15 protein-coding genes are annotated in these 15,904 nt (G+C 68.1%); 10 read left to right on the top strand and 5 right to left on the bottom strand.

The features are described from left to right. Nucleotides 1-117: 117 nt before the first annotated feature. Together FHX50_RS09165 and FHX50_RS09160 are read left to right on the top strand one after the other, a co-directional pair. Entirely contained in the window at nucleotides 118-1,581 is a 1,464-nt protein-coding gene (locus FHX50_RS09165; protein ID WP_183376928.1) for a sugar porter family MFS transporter, read from the top strand. Nucleotides 1,582-1,687: 106 nt separating this feature from the next. Next, complete coding sequence (locus tag FHX50_RS09160; RefSeq protein WP_259923667.1) at nucleotides 1,688-2,476, top strand: SDR family oxidoreductase; 789 nt, start codon at nucleotides 1,688-1,690, stop codon at nucleotides 2,474-2,476. A 75-nt stretch (nucleotides 2,477-2,551) separates the two neighbouring features. On the opposite strand, the gene FHX50_RS09155 is transcribed toward FHX50_RS09160, so the two are convergent. Continuing rightward, nucleotides 2,552-2,983: a tautomerase family protein gene (locus tag FHX50_RS09155; RefSeq protein WP_221187314.1), complete on the bottom strand. Its 432-nt coding sequence runs from the start codon at nucleotides 2,981-2,983 to the stop codon at nucleotides 2,552-2,554. A 176-nt stretch (nucleotides 2,984-3,159) separates the two neighbouring features. Here FHX50_RS09155 and FHX50_RS09150 point away from each other — a divergent pair, with 176 nt between their 5' ends. The 4 genes from FHX50_RS09150 to FHX50_RS09135 all read left to right on the top strand — a co-directional run bounded on the left by FHX50_RS09150 (nucleotide 3,160) and on the right by FHX50_RS09135 (nucleotide 8,075). After that, on the top strand, nucleotides 3,160-3,678 hold the full coding sequence (locus FHX50_RS09150) for a universal stress protein (RefSeq protein WP_183376823.1): 519 nt from the start codon (nucleotides 3,160-3,162) through the stop codon (nucleotides 3,676-3,678). 269 nt (nucleotides 3,679-3,947) lie between these two features. Beyond that, complete coding sequence (locus FHX50_RS09145) at nucleotides 3,948-4,898, top strand: endonuclease/exonuclease/phosphatase family protein (protein ID WP_183376821.1); 951 nt, start codon at nucleotides 3,948-3,950, stop codon at nucleotides 4,896-4,898. A 165-nt stretch (nucleotides 4,899-5,063) separates the two neighbouring features. After that, nucleotides 5,064-6,437 carry an acyltransferase family protein gene (locus FHX50_RS09140; protein ID WP_183376819.1) on the top strand — a complete coding sequence of 458 codons (1,374 nt, stop codon included), beginning with the start codon at nucleotides 5,064-5,066 and terminating at the stop codon, nucleotides 6,435-6,437. A 90-nt stretch (nucleotides 6,438-6,527) separates the two neighbouring features. Continuing rightward, nucleotides 6,528-8,075: an FGGY-family carbohydrate kinase gene (locus FHX50_RS09135; protein ID WP_183376817.1), complete on the top strand. Its 1,548-nt coding sequence runs from the start codon at nucleotides 6,528-6,530 to the stop codon at nucleotides 8,073-8,075. A 95-nt stretch (nucleotides 8,076-8,170) separates the two neighbouring features. Here FHX50_RS09135 and FHX50_RS09130 read toward each other — a convergent pair whose 3' ends face one another. The 4 genes from FHX50_RS09130 to FHX50_RS09115 all read right to left on the bottom strand — a co-directional run bounded on the left by FHX50_RS09130 (nucleotide 8,171) and on the right by FHX50_RS09115 (nucleotide 11,314). Next, entirely contained in the window at nucleotides 8,171-9,115 is a 945-nt protein-coding gene (locus tag FHX50_RS09130; protein WP_183376815.1) for an ABC transporter substrate-binding protein, read from the bottom strand. Between the two features lie 83 nt (nucleotides 9,116-9,198). After that, nucleotides 9,199-9,861 (bottom strand): ABC transporter permease, encoded by a 663-nt coding sequence (locus FHX50_RS09125; protein WP_183376813.1) that lies wholly within the window; start codon nucleotides 9,859-9,861, stop codon nucleotides 9,199-9,201. Continuing rightward, on the bottom strand, nucleotides 9,858-10,505 hold the full coding sequence (locus tag FHX50_RS09120; RefSeq protein ID WP_183376811.1) for an ABC transporter permease: 648 nt from the start codon (nucleotides 10,503-10,505) through the stop codon (nucleotides 9,858-9,860). The genes FHX50_RS09125 and FHX50_RS09120 overlap by 4 nt, the downstream gene beginning before the upstream one ends. After that, entirely contained in the window at nucleotides 10,502-11,314 is an 813-nt protein-coding gene (locus FHX50_RS09115; protein ID WP_183376810.1) for an ABC transporter ATP-binding protein, read from the bottom strand. The genes FHX50_RS09120 and FHX50_RS09115 overlap by 4 nt, the downstream gene beginning before the upstream one ends. Before the next feature lie 87 nt (nucleotides 11,315-11,401). Between FHX50_RS09115 and FHX50_RS09110 the strand changes: the two genes are divergently transcribed. From FHX50_RS09110 to FHX50_RS09095, 4 genes are all read left to right on the top strand, one after another. After that, nucleotides 11,402-11,959 (top strand): GtrA family protein, encoded by a 558-nt coding sequence (locus FHX50_RS09110; RefSeq protein ID WP_343064083.1) that lies wholly within the window; start codon nucleotides 11,402-11,404, stop codon nucleotides 11,957-11,959. Nucleotides 11,960-12,043: 84 nt separating this feature from the next. Further along, nucleotides 12,044-14,233: a PTS sugar transporter subunit IIA gene (locus FHX50_RS09105; protein ID WP_183376809.1), complete on the top strand. Its 2,190-nt coding sequence runs from the start codon at nucleotides 12,044-12,046 to the stop codon at nucleotides 14,231-14,233. A gap of 152 nt (nucleotides 14,234-14,385) precedes the next feature. Then, a complete protein-coding gene (locus FHX50_RS09100) occupies nucleotides 14,386-15,540 on the top strand; it encodes a mannitol-1-phosphate 5-dehydrogenase (protein WP_183376808.1) in 1,155 nt (384 codons plus the stop codon). 86 nt (nucleotides 15,541-15,626) lie between these two features. Next, on the top strand, nucleotides 15,627-15,899 hold the full coding sequence (locus tag FHX50_RS09095; RefSeq protein WP_183376807.1) for an HPr family phosphocarrier protein: 273 nt from the start codon (nucleotides 15,627-15,629) through the stop codon (nucleotides 15,897-15,899). Nucleotides 15,900-15,904 lie beyond the last annotated feature (5 nt).

Here is a 15,904-nt window from a genome sequence, read left to right as displayed (position 1 = left end):
ACTCATCCCCTCCCACAAGCGGTGTGACCGATCTCCACCGAGACCCTTGACACAGTCGCCATCAATGACAGACTATGTTCACACAATCGCTTGCTAGGTACTGACAAAGGAGCCAGCATGTCAAGCACGACAGCAGAGCCGGCGCATAAGCTCCCACCGCTGACCCCAGGCCCACACTCCCGCCGTCTGGGTCAGGTAGCCATCATCGCCACTTTGGGCGGCCTTCTCTTCGGCTACGACACGGGTGTCATCAACGGCGCGCTGTTGCCGATGACCGAGGAGCTCGGCCTGACTCCCTTCACCGAAGGCGCTGTGACATCGTCGCTCCTCTTCGGCGCCGCAGCCGGAGCGATCCTCGGCGGACGCATTTCGGATGCCATCGGCCGACGCCCCACCATCATCGGGCTGTCCGTCCTCTTCTTCATCGGTGCCGTTCTCTGCGCCATCACGCCAGGCCTCACCATTCTGCTGATCGGCCGCATCATGCTGGGTCTCGGCGTGGGCGGCGCATCCACGGTCGTCCCCGTCTTCCTTGCAGAACTCGCCCCCTATGAGATCCGCGGTGCTCTCGCCGGCCGCAACGAATTCATGATCGTGACGGGTCAGCTCGCAGCATTTGTCGTGAACGCAATCCTGGGCAACACGCTCGGCCACCTCGATCACGTCTGGCGAATCATGCTGGCTGTTGCAGCGATTCCGGCGATGGCCCTCTTCATCGGCATGCTTCGAGTCCCCGAATCTCCGCGCTGGCTCCTCTCAAAGGGACGCCACGATGAGGCACTCGCCATCCTCGCCACCCTGCGCTCCAAGGAACGCGCTGACGCCGAGCACGCCGAGATCGCCAGCACACTCCGCTATGAAGAAAGCGCGGCCGCCAAGCTGACTCCTAGCGCCGCCCTCAAGCAGGGTTGGTTCGTCAAGATCCTCCTGATCGGAATCGCCGTTGCAGTCTTCCAGCAGCTGACGGGCATCAATTCAGTCATGTACTACGGCCAGATCCTGCTGACCGAATCCGGCTTCGGGCGTCAGGCTGCACTGATCGGCAACATCGCGCCTGGCATCATCGCCGTCGTTGGCGCTGTCATCGCTCTGTGGATGATGGACAAGGTCAACCGACGCATCACGATCATCACCGGCTACACCTTGGTCGCCATTTCCCACATTTTGATCGCGATCTTCTCCAACGTCATCGCGCCGGAGAACCCGATCCGCCCCTTCGTCATGCTGACGCTCATCGTCATCTTCGTGGGTTCCATGCAGACCTTCCTCAACGTTGCCACCTGGGTGTGGCTGTCAGAGATCTTCCCCCTGAAAGTCCGCGCCTTCGGCATGGGATTCTCGGTCTTGTGCATGTGGCTGTCGAACGCCGCCCTGTCGTTCGCCTTCCCTTCACTCCTCGCGGGGCTCGGTCTCACAGGGCTGTTCATCGGCTTCGCAGCAGTCAACCTCGTTGCTGTCGTGGTCATGACCAAGTTCCTGCCTGATACGCATGGCCGGACCTTGGAACAGGTGGAGGAAGCCGTCATCGACGGCACCATCTATCCGGGCAAGGGGGCTGTCGCAGCGTCGGCACAGTCCTGACACTGACCTCCTGATCAGATCGAGCCTCATCGGCCCACCGTGCACCGGCTGCGAGTCATCTCCGCAGCCGGTGCTTTTCACTCATCGCACACGAGAAAGGCCCACCGTGTTCTCCCACCTTCTTTCTGGTCACTCGATCCTCGTCAGCGGCGCAACCCAAGGAGTCGGACGGGCCATCGCCCTGGCCGCGGCGCGTCAGGGAGCGGACAGGATCACGATCACCGGCCGCAACAGCGAGCGCGGAGGCACCGTGGTCAGCGAGCTGGAAGAGCTCGGCGCTCGCGCCGTCTTCATCGAAACGGACCTCGAGAATGTCGACTCCGCCCGCGCATCGGTGAGTCGCGCTATTGAAGAGTTCGGCACCCTCGACCATGTCGTCAACGCCGCCGGCATCACGACTCGCGGATCGGTTCTGAATACAGACCAGGACCTGTTCGATCGGCACATGGCCATCAACGTCCGCGCCCCGTTCTTCATCATGCAGGAGGCCATCAAGCATCTGAAGGAACGCGGAGCCTCCGGCTCGATCGTCTCGATCATCACCACCAGCTCCAAGGGTGGGACACCCATCCTCGCGCCGTACGCCATCTCCAAGGCGGCGCTCGCAGCGGCCACGAAGAACGCGGCCCACGCCCATCGCTGGGATCGCATTCGCATCAACGGGATCAATATCGGGTGGACCGACACACCGGGTGAGGATGCGATTCAGCGCCGGTTCCATGACGCCGATGACACCTGGCGGGAACAGGCCTATGCATCGCAGCCGATGGGCAAGCTAGGGCAGCCCAATGAGATCGCGGACTTCGTTGTGTTCCTCCTGTCGGAGCGCAGCGGGGTCGTCACGGGATCGATCATCGACTGGGATCAGACGGTGTGGGGCTGCGAAGACGCCTGAGGCGACTCCCTCTTCTGCACACAGCACAAGGGCCTCCCCGTACCAGGAGAGGCCCTTGTCTTCGGAAATGCCAGATCAGTCCAGTGCGCCGGTGAGAAACTGTGCTTCGCCGTTCCCGAAGGACCAGTCCGCATCACCGTTCTCCACGATCGACACCACAACATCGCTCGGCTCGATACCCGCGCGTTCTTTCAGGTTGGCCGTCAGCAGCTCATAGAGTCGAACCTTGCCAGCCTGCGACCGCTGACGGCTCGTGTAACGGAACACGACCACATCATCCGTGCGCTCGATGCCGAGACCGGTGTCCTGAATGCTGAGCTCGAAGGGCTCATGCTGAGTGAGGACAACGTACCGATCACGGTCGGGGACGTCGAAGGCCTCGACCATGGCGTCATGAGCCGCCTGAATGATGGTTTTCAGCTGATCTTCGCTGCGACCGCGCAGCACATCAATGTTGACCAGAGGCATGGCATCTCCTTCATCAATCACGTCGTGGGAAAGAACCACACCTGAACTCTGTCACGAGTTCACTCCTTTGTCTAGACATATTACGTGCGCAAGAGGTTGTGTGCACCCAGGAGGACCCCTCATCCTCAGGGGTGAGTTTCACCAAACTCCTACCATCGCACAGTTTGTCCAGTCATAATGGTGCTGTGTCTCAGCTCGACCCGAAAGGACACCCCATGAGCGTCAGTAGCAGCATTGCCAGGCTTGACCTACGTGAGTTTGACATCCGGACCGCGTCTGATTATTCCGCCGACGGAGCTGTCGTGGTCGGCGTGTCGAACCGGTCCGGCTCCCCCGTTGCAGTTGCGTGGGCGTGGGATCTTGCGCAGCGGCTCAACGTTCCTCTTGTCGCTGTCCGGGCTTATCGCCGCCCCGGGGCTGCATCCAGCGCCTTTATGGGCACGCGCAGTCTCCTGAAGCGAACGCCGCAGCGAATCGCGGAGGAAACGAACGCTGCGCTGATCAAGCATGTGGTCGAGTCCATCGGCGACGAAGCTGGCCACAAGGTTGTGTACCGAGTCGTCGAAGGCGATCGCCGCCAGGTGCTCGTGGACTCCTCGCGCAATGCCGCACTTCTGGTGATCGATTCCCCTCCGCAGCGCCGCGTTTCCGCTGACCCAAGCTTCCGCCAATCGTTGCTGCTGAGCGCGAAGTGCCCTGTGGTTTCCATGCCGCCGCGAGTCGCCGGATACTGACAATCGCGCCCCTGCTGGGGCCAGGTGGGCGCCATCCCGGGAACTCCTGGGGTGGCGCCCACCTCATGATGGACACAATAAGAGACGTACCTTCCATCGGTGGCAGCAGCCCTGATCACATACCGATGTGGGCGTATCCGGCACGAGTTTGCGAGCGTCCCACCAGCGGGTGACGACTGGTGGAACACCTGCTGACACAGCCCCAGATAGGGCCGACGGGTGCTGGAGAGTGGATGGGCCCCTCCCCCGAGCTCCGAAGGAGTCCCCTCATGTCCCAGCCTCTCGCCCGACGCTCCATGATCGTCGGCGTCACCACCGCTGCCGCCACCGCCCTCGGTGCCGCCGCCACGACGGGCGCCCTCGCCGCACCCGCACCGGCACGCGGCCGCGCCCTCATCGGCCGCGCGAAGAAGCACCAGCTGCATGTGATGACGTTCAACATCCGCCTGGAGCGCGCGAATGACACGAAGCCGGGCGAGGCCGACCACTGGCCGGACCGCCGCACCACCCTGATCGAACTGCTGAAGCGCGAACAGCCAACCATCCTCGGTGTGCAGGAGGCGAAGTACGGTCAGCTGTCCGCCGTGGAGGAGGCGCTGCCGCGGCACCGCATGATCGGCTACGGCCGCAAGGGCGGCTCCAAGGACGAGTACTCGGCGATCTTCTACGACTCCTCCCGCCTTGAGGTGCTCGCCTGGGACCAGTTCTGGCTGTCCGACACCCCGACCGTGATCGGCTCCGCCACCTGGGGCAACACCGTCACCCGCATTGTGGTGCACGCCCGCTTGCGCGATCTCGCCACCGGCACGGAGTTCGCCATGATCAACACGCACTTCGACCACGAGAGCGAACCGGCGCGCATCAAGAGCGCCCAGGCGATGATCGACCTGTTCCAGGGCGGCCAGCTCGACGGCCTGCCGACCCTCGTCACCGGCGACTTCAACTCCCACGCTGAGGACTCCGGTGCCTACACCACCCTCGTCACCGACGGCCCCACCGAGGACACCTGGCTCACCGCCCAGCAGCAGCTCACCCCCGCCTACGGCACCTTCCCGAACTACAAGGAACCCGTGGACGGCGGCCCCCGCATCGACTGGGTCCTCGCCACACCCGACATCACTGTGCGCGCGGCCGCCATCAACACGAGCCGTGCGAAGGACGGCCGCTGGCCGTCGGACCACGTGCCGGTGCAGGCCCTCGTGGAGCTGCCGCGCGCCTGACCCTCGCGGCACCCGCGCCCGAGCGCTCCTCGGGCGCATGCGCAAGCGCTCGCAGCGTGCACATCGGGTGCGGGCGGGTGGAACGGACCGCTTCTGCCCACCCGCACTCGCCCACATCCGGCCCCGTCGGCCCCGTCGGCCCCGCTCGGCTCCTAGAGTGGATCCATGACCCCGCCGACCCCCTCCCCCGCGTCCGCCTCCGAGCCCGCACCCGCGCGCCTGACCCGCGCCGAGAAGATCGACGCCGCCACCCCCGCGAACCGCAACCGCGTGGTGGACCTGCTGCGCGCCCTCGCGATCACGGTGGTGGTGCTGGGGCACTGGACGATCATCGCGGTGGATGCCGACGGCGGTCTCCAGCCCCACGGGGTGCTCGACGGTGCCCGCTGGACCCACCCGCTGACCTGGGTGTTCCAGGTGATGCCGATCTTCTTCCTCGTGGGCGGCTACTCCAACGCCCTGTCGTGGCGCTCCGCGCGGCGCAAGGGCACCACCTACGCCTCCTGGCTGCGGGCCCGTCTGCGGCGGCTCGGCATCCCCCTCGTCCCCGTCCTCATCACGTGGCTGGTGATCTGCGCGGTCGCGCTCGCCGCCGGCGCCGATGCGGAAACGGTGCGCCTCGCCTCGCAGATGGCGCTGATCCCCACCTGGTTCCTCGCCTCCTACCTGCTGGTGATCATGGTGGCGCCGCCGCTGCTGGTGGTGTGGGAGCGCATCGGCTGGTGGTCCGTGCTCATCGGCATCGCCCTCGCCGGTGCGGTCGACTTCGCCTCCATCGCCCTGCACGTCCCGGTGGTGGGCTTCGCGAACTACCTGCTGGTGTGGGCGGCGTTCCACCAGATCGGCTTCGCCTGGCTGGACGGCCACCTCACCGGTGCGGGCCGACGGGTCCTGCTCGCAGCCATCGGCGCCGCCGGTCTCGCGGTGCTCGTGGGCCTCGGCCCCTACCCGGTCTCGATGATCACCGCGGGCGGGGACGCGATCTCCAACTCCAACCCCACCCGCGTCACCATGGCGTTCCTCGGCCTGCTGCAGGCGGGGCTCGTGCTCCTGCTCGAGAAGCCGCTCGCGCAGCTGATGACGCGGCCGCGGCTGTGGATGGCCGCCGTGGTGGTGAACATGCGGATCATGTCGTGGTTCCTGTGGCACCTGACGGCGATGGTCGGCACCGCCCACCTCCTGCTCGCCCTCGCTGGCCGCTTCCCGGCACTGCGGGTGCTGCTGCCCGAGCCGCTCAGCGGCCCCTGGTGGGCGAGCCGTCCCCTCTGGTGCCTCACCCTGATCGGTGTGACACTGCTGTTCGTCGCCGTGATGGGCAGGTTCGAGACTGTCCCCGCGGACGAGCGGCCATCACCACCGGTGTGGCAGCCGATCCTGGCAGCAGTGCTGACGGTGGCAGGCCTGGCCGTGCTGGCATCCGTCGGCATGGTCACCACCACCGGGCACGGCCTCGGCGCCCTCGCCTGGTGGTGGGCGGCGCTGCCGATCATCGGCATCGCCGGCTGCGGCATCATCGACTGGGGTCGCGGCCGCCGCTGACCGCACTGGCGGCGCGGCCGCGACCTGCACCAGACTGGGCACCCACCGGCCCACGGCACTCCTTCCCGCCCCCCGACGAAAGGTGACCCGATGACGCGCTCCCCCGCCTCCCCCACAGCCCCGGTGGTGTTCGGCATCGACATCGGCACCAGCAGCACCAAGGGCGTCCTCGTCACCCCGACCGGTGAGATCATCGCCCAGGCCGTCCGCGAGCACGAGGTGCAGCGGCCCGCCCCCGGGCATGTCGAGATGGACGCGGAGACCTGGTGGCAGGAGCTGCGGGACATCGCCGCCGAACTCATCGACCCCCAGGCGCATGACGTGCTCGCCGTCGGAGTCTCCGGCATGGGGCCCTGCACTGTTCTCGCGGACGCCGACGGCACCCCGACCCGCCCCGCGATCCTCTACGGCGTGGACACCCGCTCCACCGACCAGATCGCCGCGCTGAACGACCGGTTCGGCAGCGACGAGATCCTCCGCCTCGGCGGCAGCCGCCTCTCCACCCAGGCCGCCGGCCCGAAGATCCAGTGGGTGCGGGACAACGAACCCGACGTGTTCGAACGCTCCACCCGACTGTTCATGGCCGCCTCCTTCCTCGCGCACCGCCTGACCGGCGCGTACGTCCTGGACCACCACAGCGCCAGCCAGGCAACACCGCTGTACCGCGCCGATCAGCAGCAGTGGAGCAGGGAGCACTGGGACCAGGTCGCGCCCGGCATCGAGCAACCGCGCCTGCTGTGGGCCGGGGAGAGGGCCGGTGAGGTCACGGCAGCAGCAGCCGAGCAGGTTCCGGGACTGTGGGAGGGCACTCCTGTGATCGCCGGCAGCATCGACGCCTGGACCGAAGCCGTCAGCGTGGGCGGGCACCACCCGGGCGACCTCTTCCTCATGTACGGCACCACGTTCTTCCTCATCGCCACTGCCGACCGTCCGATGCGGTCGGAGACGATGTGGGGCACCGCCGGGGCGTTCTGCGACACGTGGAACCTCGCGGGCGGTATGGCCACCTCCGGGGCCATCACGAACTGGCTGCGCGACCTCGTCAGCACCGGCGAGGACCGGGCCGACTGGGCGCAGCTGATCGCCGAAGCCGAAGCGTCACCGCCCGGTGCCCACGGCCTCCTGCTGCTGCCGTACTTCGCTGGCGAGCGCACCCCCATCCAGGACCCGGAGGCGCGCGGCGTGCTCGCCGGGCTGACCGTTTCCCACACCCGCGGCGACGTGTACCGCGCTGTCCTCGAAGCCACCGCGTTCGCGGTCCGGCACAACCTGGAGGCGCTGCGGGAGGCCGGGATCGAGGTGACGCGGGTCGTGGCGGCGGGCGGCGGCACACAGGGCGGCCTGTGGACCCAGATCGTCTCCGACGTCACCGGCCTCACCCAGGTCATCCCCACCACCACGATCGGCGCGTCCTACGGCGCGGCGTTCCTCGCCGTGCAGATGCTCGCCGACTCCCCTCACGCCCCGGTGGCGCCGCCGAGGATCGAGGACTGGAACCCGCCGGCCCGCATCGAGGAACCGAACCCCGGGGCGCACCGGCACTATTCGCAGATGTACGAGCTGTACCTCGAACTGCACCGCTCCACCGAGGTCATCCAGCACAGCCTCGCCGCGCTGCAGGCGCTCAGCGACCGCTGACGGGCAGCACCCGTCGGACGGGCGGCACCCGTCGGCCCGGCTGGGCCACTCAGCCCCGGCGCCGGCCGACGGGCCCGCTCAGCAACAGGTGAGGCTCAGAGCAGCCCCTGCTTCTTCAGCCACTTCTCCGCCACGACCGACGCCTTCGCCCCCGAATCCACGCTGTCCGTGTTCAGGGCGATCAGCTCATCGGTGGTGAGCTTCGCGATCACGCCCTCCACCGCCTTCTTGTGCGCGTCCTCCAGGGCGCTCTTCGCCAGCGGCACCACGTTCTGCGGCAGGATCAGGCTCTTCGGGTCCTCCAGCGTCACGAAGCCGTTCTTCTTGATCGCCGGGTCCGCGGAGTAGATGTCGGCGAGCTGCACATCGCCGTCCAGCAGTGCCTTCACGGTGAGGGGGCCGCCGGAGTCCTCCACGCCCACCACGGACACGTCCACGCCGTACACCTTCTTCAGACCCTTCGGCCCGTACGGGCGCGCCTCGAACTCACTGTTCGCGGCGACCTTCAGATCCTTGATGCCGGCGAGGTCGCCCAGCTGCTTGAGCGAATGCTCCTTCGCGAACTCAGCGGTCGTGTTGATGGAGTCCTGATCGGCGGCCTCCGCGAACGCCAGCGCCTCCCAGCCCTTCGGCATGGACTCACCGAGTGCCTTGTGGATCTCCTCCGCCGTTTTCGCGGTCGCGTCCTTCTGGAAGTACTGCAGGGTGTTGCCGAGGTACTCCGGGAACAGGTCGATCTTCCCCGCCTCGATCTCGGACATGTACACCTCGCGCTGACCGATCCGGTACTGGCGGTCCACGGTGCCGCCCGACTTCTCGATCACGAGGGCGAACAGTTCGGCGATCACCTCGTTGGAGTAGTAGTCCTGGCTGCCGATGCGCACAGCCTTGCCGACCTTCTGATCACCGCCGCCGGAGTCACCGGAGGAGTCCTTGTCCTTCAGGGGGTCGCTGCCGGCGCCACAGGCGGCGAGGGCAGCAGCAGCGGTTCCTGCGAGGGCGGCGGCGCCGAGGCCGCGGCGGGTGAAGCGAGGTTCCATGATCAGGGGTCCTTTCGAGGGGGGACGGGTGGTGGAGACAGTGACGGGCGGGTGGACAGGAGCCGACGGGTTCAGCGGCGGCGTCAGGCGGTGCGGGCGATGCCCTTGGGTCGGGCGGCGCGCTGGACCAGCGCGAGGATGACATCGCACAGGATCGCCAGCACGATCACCAGCAGGCTTCCGGCGAGCATGACCGGGTAGTCCTCGGTCTTCATGCCGAGGAAGATCAGCTTCCCCAGGCCTCCGTTGCCCACATACGCGGCGAGCATTGCGGTGGCGAGCACCTGCATGAACGCGGAGCGCAGACCGCCGATGATCAGTTCGATGCCGAGGGGGACCTCCACCTGGGTGAGGATCTGCATCTCCGTCATCCCCTGTGCGCGGGCCCCATCGATCGTGGAGCGCGGCACGGATTCGAGACCGGAGTAGGCGCCGGCGAGGATCGACGGCACTGCCAGCACCACCAGTGCGATCACCGGCGCCACCAGGCCGATGCCGGCCAGCAGCGCGAACAGGGTGAGCAGGCCGAGGGTGGGCAGCGCGCGGGTGAGGCCCGTGGCGAGCACCGCCGCGGACCTCAGGCGCCCCGTGTGCCCCACGTAGAGGCCGATCGGCAGGGCGATCGCCGCCGCGATCGCGAGGGTGATGATTGTGTACATCAGGTGCTGCCCGATGAGCTGCAGCCAGCCCGTCGGTCCCGTGACGTTGATCGGGTCGGTGAGCCACGTGAGGGTCTCGGTGATCATGCGCGCACCCCCGCCCCGCGGGTCCACGGCATCAGCACGCGGCCGATCAGCACGATCAGCTGGTCCAGCAGCACCGCCAGCAGAGCCGTGATCACGATGCCCGCCACGATCGACGGCATGATGTTCCGCTCGAAGCCCTGCGTGAACAGTGATCCGAGACTGGGAACACCGAGCACAGCGCCGACGGTCGCCAGCGACACCGTGGACACCGCCACCACCCGCAGGCCCGCCACCAGCGCCGGCCCGGCCAGGGGCAGCTCCACGGCGAGGAATCGGTGCATCGGGGCGAAGCCCTGCGCCGTTGCGGACTGCAGCACGTCCCGGTCCACGGCGGTGAACGCGTCGGCCGCCACCGGCACCATGAGCGCCAGGCCGTACAGGGTGAGGGCGATGATGACGTTGGTGGCGCTGCGCAGTTCGATGCCGGTGATCAGCGGCATGATGATGAACAGCGGCAGGGACGGGATCGCGTACAGCAGCGCGGACCCCAGCGTGATCGGGGTGCGCAGCGGCCGGAACCGCACGGCCAGGCGCGCCAGCGGCAGCGCCAGCAGGAACGCCAGCAGGATCGGCGGCAGCGACAGCACCAGGTGGTCGACGAACCGCTCCATGATCGTGGAGGCGTTGGCGCTGATCCAGCTCATCCGCGCAGCACCCCAGCCGGTTTGCCGTCCGCATCGAACAGGAGGGTGCGGCCGTTGACGGTCTTCGCGGTCAGTTCGCGTTCGTGGGAGCCGCCGCCCACGAAGTCCGCGGTGAACGCGTCCGCCGGGTTCGTCAGCAGCTCCTCCGGCGGTCCCGCCTGCGCGATCTGGCCCCCGGTGCGCAGCAGCACCACGGAGTCGCCGATCAGCATCGCTTCGTCGATGTCGTGGGTGACGAAGATGATCGTCTTCGCCAGCTCCGACTGGATGCGGGTCATCTCGTGCTGCAGTTCGCGCCGCACGATCGGGTCCACCGCACCGAACGGCTCATCCATCAGCAGGATGTTCGGGTCCGGGGCGAGCGCCCGGGCCACACCCACACGCTGCTGCTGCCCGCCGGACAGCTGCGCCGGGTAGCGCTCCGCCAGCGACGTATCCAGCCCCACCAGTTCCATCATCTCCAGTGCCCGCGAGCGCGCCTGGCGGCGGTCCATGCCGTTGAGCAGGAGGACCGTGGCGATGTTGTGCTGCACGGTGCGGTGCGGCAGCAGGCCGGAGGCCTGCATGACGTAGCCGATGCGGCGGCGCAGCTTCACCGGGTCCATGGCGGCGACGTCCTCGCCGTCCACGAGGACGCTCCCGCTGGTCGGATCGACCATGCGGTTCACCATGCGCAGCAGGGTGGTCTTGCCGGACCCGGAGGTGCCGACGAACGCGCACGCTGTGCGGGAGTCGATCCGGTGGGAGAACTCCCTGACGGCGACAGTGCCGTCGGGGTACTCCTTGGTGACGTTGTCGAACGAGATCATGCCTCTCCTCACAGCGGGTGCCCACCAGGCTACGCGGCCCGACTCGCGGCTGTCCGCAGGTTCTTCTTCATCGACTACCCTCCTTGCGTGCCCTCGAGAACCCCACGATCCGACGCCCCCGTCGGCCAGCAGTCCCCGGCGCCCAACCCGGGCGCGCACCCGTCGGCCTCCCCCGACGCCGCGCCCGCGCCCGCGGCCACCCGCGCTGCCCGACTGCGGCAGGCGCTGAAGTTCCTGACCGTGGGCGGGCTCGTGTTCTTCATCGACGCCGCCCTCTACAACGTCCTCGTGTTCTGGGATCCCGCGCACGGCTTCGGCGCGGGATCGCGCGGCGTCCTGAACCACGTGCCGCTCGTTGCGAAGACCGTGACGATCGCGTTCGCCTCGGTCCTCACCTACCTCGGCAACCGCCTGTGGACGTTCAACGACCGGCCCGCGCCCCGCACCTGGCGCTCCATCGTGGTGTTCGCCCTGGTCAACGTGGCGGCGTCCGGTCTGCAGCTGGGGTGCCTCGGCTTCTCCCGGTACGTGCTGGGGCTGGATTCGGCACTGGCGGACAACATCTCCGGCACGTTCATCGGGCAGATCGTCTCCACGGCGTTCCGGTACGTCATGTACGGGCGGGTCGTGTTCCCGAAGCGCTGACCCGCTCCGGCGGGACCCGCGGCCCCCGGAGAGGGGCCGCCCGGCGCGTAGACTGAGCCGCACCCCCACAGAAACGGAGTCGTCATGACTGCCACTGACGAGACCACGTCCCCATCCTTCTCCCCACGCGTGGCGATCCAGAAGATCGGCACCAGCCTGTCCACCATGGTGATGCCGAACCTGCCGGCTCTGATCGCATGGGGCATCATCACCGCGCTGTTCATGCCGGCCGGATACCTGCCGCACGAGGGCCTCGCGGGCCTGATCGGCCCCATGATCCACTACCTGCTGCCGCTGATGATCGCGAACACCGGCGGCCGCATGGTGTACGGCGAGCGCGGCGGCGTGGTCGCCGTCATCGCCACCATGGGCGTCATCACCGGCTCCGACTACCTGATCGACCAGATCAACGCCGCCGACCCGGGCGGTGAGCCGCTCGGGCAGATCCACATGTTCATCGGCGCGATGATGATGGCGCCGCTGGCGGCGTGGGTGATGAAGAAGCTGGACCGCCTGTGGGAGGAGCGGATCCCGGCGGGCTTCGAAATGCTGGTGAACCTGTTCAGCGCCGGCATCGTCGGCTTCCTGCTGGCCCTCGCGGGCTTCTTCGGCCTCGCCCCGATCGTCAACTGGCTGATGGCGCTGCTGTCCGACGGCGTCGCCTGGCTGATCAATGCGGGCCTGCTGCCGCTGGTGTCGATCCTGATCGAACCGGCGAAGATCTTCTTCCTCAACAACGCCATCAACCACGGTGTGCTGACGCCGCTGGGCACCGGTGAGTCGTCGCAGACCGGCAAGTCGATCCTGTTCCTGCTGGAGGCGAACCCCGGTCCGGGCCTCGGCATCCTGCTGGCGTTCACGTTCTTCGGGGCGCGCGCCGCGAAGGCCTCCGCACCGGGCGCCGCCGTGATCCACTTCCTCGGCGGTGTGCACGAGATCTACTTCCCGTACGTGCTGATGCGCCCGCAGCTGATCCTCGCGGTCATCGCCGGCGGCATGTCCGGTGTGCTGGTGAACGTCATGCTCGGCACGGGCCTGGTGGCGCCGGCGGCGCCCGGGTCGGTGCTGGCGATCATGGCGCAGTCCGCGCGCGGCGACCACGTGAAGATCCTGCTGTCGATCCTGGTGGCGACCGCGGTGTCGTTCGCGATCGCGTCGCTGCTGCTGAAGCTGTCGCGCCGCACCGATGACGACCTCGCCGGCGCGACCGCGAAGATGGAGTCGATGAAGGGGAAGAAGTCGTCGGTCGCCGGTGCGCTCACGGGGGCCGACGGGTCCACCGCTGCCGCCGGTGCCGCCGGCGCGGCCGGGGCCGGCGCTGCAGGCGGTCGCGGCATCGCCGAGTCCGATCAGGAGCTGCGTGCGATCGCCGCCGACCACCCGGACGACATCCGCCGCATCGTGTTCGCGTGCGACGCCGGCATGGGCTCCTCCGCCATGGGCGCGTCGGTGCTGCGCAAGAAGGTCCGCGCCGCCGGGTTCAAGGACGTGGAGGTGGTCAACCGCGCCATCTCGAACCTGACCGACGAATGGGACCTCGTGGTCACGCACCGCGACCTCGCTCAGCGCGCCTACGCTCCCACCGCGGGCGCGATCCACGTGGCGGTGGACAACTTCATGAACTCCCCGCGCTACGAAGAGATCGTGGACCTGCTGAAGCGCCGGGAGGCCGGCGAGGCCGACCCGGAACCCGTCGGCCCCGCACCCGCCGACGCGCCCGCCGCCGCACCCGCAGAGGCATCTGCCGCGCCCGCCGCGGAGCAGGCCGCCCCGGCCGACGGATCCACAGCGGTTGGCGAAGTCGACCAGAGCGCCGATGCCGCGGGCAGCACCGAGGAGAGCGCCGGCGAGCCGATCATGGCGGCGCGCTCCATCACCCTGCACGGCACCGCCACCACCGCCGAAGAGGCGATCACCGAATCGGGCCGCCTGCTGGTGGAGGCCGGCGCGGTCGACCCCGACTACGTCGACGCCATGCACGAGCGGGAGAAGTCCGTGTCCACGTTCATGGGCAACGGCCTGGCGATCCCGCACGGCACCAACGAGGCGAAGAAGTCCATCCGCCGCTCCGCGATGAGCCTGATCCGCTACGACCAGCCCGTCGACTGGAACGGCCAGGAGGTCGAGTTTGCGGTCGCGATCGCCGGCCAAGGCGATGAGCACCTGACCCTGTTGCAGAACGTGGCGATGGTGTTCAGCGACCCGGCCCAGGTGGAGCGCCTGCGCACCGCCGAGACCGAGGAGGAGATCCTCGCGATCTTCGGGACCGACTGAGCCGTCGGCGCAGCCGGCACCGATGGGCGGGCGCGGACCGGGACCTGAGCCTGAGTCGGCGCCCGCCCATCCCCCATACACTGGACGTGGCGCCCGTAGGGCCGCCGCGCGAGAGACGACGCGCCCCGCGACGGGGCGGGATTGAGGCAGACATGAAGAGAACCGTCCACTTCGGAGCGGGCAACATCGGCCGCGGATTCGTGGGGCTGCTGCTGCACCAGGCCGGGTACCACGTCGTCTTCGCCGACGTCGCCGACGCCCTCATCGACTCCCTCAACGAACACCCCAGCTACACCGTCCGCACCGTCGGCACCGGCTCCGGCGAGTTCACGGTCGACGGCTACAGCGCCGTCAACTCCGCGAAGGACCCCGAGAAGCTCACCGAGGAGATCGCCGGCGCCGAGATCATCACCACCGCGGTCGGCGCCCCGATCCTGAAGTTCGTCGCGCCCGCGATCGCCGCCGGCATCGCCGCCCGGCCCGCCGGCTCCCCCCGCGTCGCCGTCATGGCCTGTGAGAACGCCATCAACGCCACCGACATCCTCGAGACGGAGGTCCGGAAGAACTACGCGGGCGACGACCTCGACGAACGCGCCTTCTTCGCCAACACCGCCGTGGACCGCATCGTCCCGAACCAGCCGGAGGGCTCCGGCCTCGACGTCACGGTCGAGGTGTTCCACGAATGGGCGGTGGAGCGCGGCCCGTTCGGCGGCGACGTCCCCGACATCCCCGGCATCACCTGGGTGGACGACCTCGAACCGTACATCGAGCGCAAGCTGTTCACCGTCAACACGGGCCATGCCTGCACCGCGTGGTACGGCTGGAGCGAAGGCTACAGCGTCATCTCCGACGCCATCGCCGACCGCGCCGTCAGCGCCCACGTGCTGTCCGTGCTGAACGAGACCGCGGCGCTGCTGGTCGCCAAGCACGGCTTCGCGATCGAAACGCAGCAGGCGTACATCGAGAAGATCCTGGACCGCTTTGCGAACCCGCACCTGGAGGACTCCTCGGAGCGCGTCGGCCGCTCCCCGATGCGCAAGCTCAGCCGCCACGACCGCATCATCGGCCCGGCGGCGGAGCTCGCGGAGCGCGGCTTCGACCACGGCAGCCTGCTGGACGCATTCCGTGCAGCGCTGCGCTTCACCCCCGATTCGGGTGACGCAGAGGTGCAGCAGCTGCAGGATCTGCTGAACAGCGGCCGGGAAGCCGGTGATCTCGTCCAGGAGATCACCGGGGTTGAGCCGGGGCACCCGCTGTTCGCGTCGCTGGAGCGGATCGTGGCGGAGGAGCAGGACCGCCGCGCCTGAATCGAGGTTCGCGCTCAGCGTCCCCAGACCGTTGCCCGATAGAATCAGGGCACTGATCTTCAACACAGGAAAGAGGGAGAACTCCCATGGCAGAACGTACCGTGAAAGTCGCGTCCGCGTCGGGCCTGCATGCGCGCCCGGCAGCGATCTTCTCGAAGGCCGCCGGCGAGCAGCCCGCCAAGGTCACCATTGAGAAGGCCGGCGGCTCCGCCATCGACGCCTCCTCGATCCTCATGCTCATGACCCTCGGCGCCGGCCACGGCGACGAGGTGACCCTCCGCGCTGAGGGCGACGGCGCCGAGGAATCGGTCAACGCCCTCGCCGAGCTGCTCGAGAAGGACCTCGACGCCGAAGGCTGAGCCTA

The sequence above is a fragment of the Helcobacillus massiliensis genome (assembly GCF_014191425.1).
GTDB classification, from domain to species: domain Bacteria; phylum Actinomycetota; class Actinomycetes; order Actinomycetales; family Dermabacteraceae; genus Helcobacillus; species Helcobacillus massiliensis.
This window is presented reverse-complemented; position numbering and strand designations above follow the sequence as displayed.